This is a genomic window from Streptococcus vestibularis ATCC 49124, from assembly GCF_000188295.1.
Classification (GTDB): domain Bacteria; phylum Bacillota; class Bacilli; order Lactobacillales; family Streptococcaceae; genus Streptococcus; species Streptococcus vestibularis.
In genome coordinates this window covers 1-611 of the sequence record NZ_GL831131.1, presented here as the reverse complement: position 1 = coordinate 611, position 611 = coordinate 1, and the positions used below count along the sequence as shown (strand labels likewise).

The 611-nt window shown below is 41.1% G+C and carries 1 protein-coding gene; it reads left to right on the top strand.

The annotated features are described in order from the left end of the window. Nucleotides 1–584, top strand: a 584-nt coding sequence (locus tag HMPREF9425_RS09075) for a hypothetical protein (protein WP_003098533.1), incomplete at its 5' end; no start/stop codon positions are given. Nucleotides 585–611 lie beyond the last annotated feature (27 nt).

Below are 611 nucleotides of genomic sequence, written 5' to 3'. Positions count from 1 at the left end.
CCGTATTGGTTATCTTACTTGCTTTTGTATTATTAAAAGGTTGTGGTAGTAGTAAAGTAGATAAAAGTGGCTTCTACAGTAAGGATACAAAGACCAGCAAAATGTCATCCTCTAGCAGTAAGAGTTTGACAAAGAGCTCTTCAAAGAAATCAAGTAGCTCCTCTAGTTCTACGCAAGTAGACTCTAGTACCGAGGCTAAAAGTAGTGAAGCTAGTGTCGCTTCCAGTGCCGCTTCTAGTGCAACAACTACAGCACCAAAACAAGCGCAAGCTCAAACACCATCTCAACCTGTTCCAAGTCAAGGTAACAGTGCTAATCAAGCTGGAACCACAACTTCTGAATCTGATCCGAAAACAGGTTATGGCGGTTGGGAAGCCACTTCTGGTACTTTGACACTGACACAGGACACCCCTGTTTATACTGAACCTAACAAAGACGGTGGTGTTGCTTATGTGCAACCTCAAGGGGACATACAATGGGATAAATACATCTTCGCTAATGGTGACAATTGGTACAGCTTTGTTCAAAAAAATCGTGACCAAGAAGTTCGATTTTACATTGCTTATTCAGATGTAGGGCATTGATAGAAAAAGAAAAGGACGATACTTATA